The sequence below is a fragment of the Bacillus sp. NTK071 genome, assembly GCF_017303315.1.
Classification (GTDB): Bacteria; Bacillota; Bacilli; order Bacillales; family Guptibacillaceae; genus Guptibacillus.
The window spans coordinates 1-256 of sequence record NZ_JAFKOI010000149.1 but is presented as its reverse complement, the minus strand read 5'-3'; the positions used below and the strand labels follow the sequence as shown (position 1 = coordinate 256).

Sequence of the window (256 nt, the reverse complement as noted above, 5' to 3'; positions counted from 1 at the left end):
CCGCCTCCTGCGGGGCGGCGTAGATGTCGGTCCACAGTTCGTCGAGCGACGGCTCGGGACTGTCCTTGGCGAACTCGGCGCTGTCATTGACCACCGCCTTGATCTCTTTGTCGATCGCCTTGAGATCCTCGTCCGTGGCCAGACCGCCGGTGGTGAGCATTTCGCGCACGCGTTCGATCGGATCGCGCTCTTCGCGCATCTTCTGGACTTCTTCGCGGGTGCGGTATTTGGCCGGGTCCGACATCGAGTGACCGCG

Annotated in this window: 1 protein-coding gene; it reads right to left on the bottom strand. The window is 64.1% G+C overall.

Annotation, left to right across the window (positions count from 1 at the left end):
* Positions 1-256 (bottom strand): thiamine pyrophosphate-dependent enzyme (locus JI666_RS22260; RefSeq protein ID WP_286171031.1); only part of this gene is annotated, 256 nt, incomplete at both ends.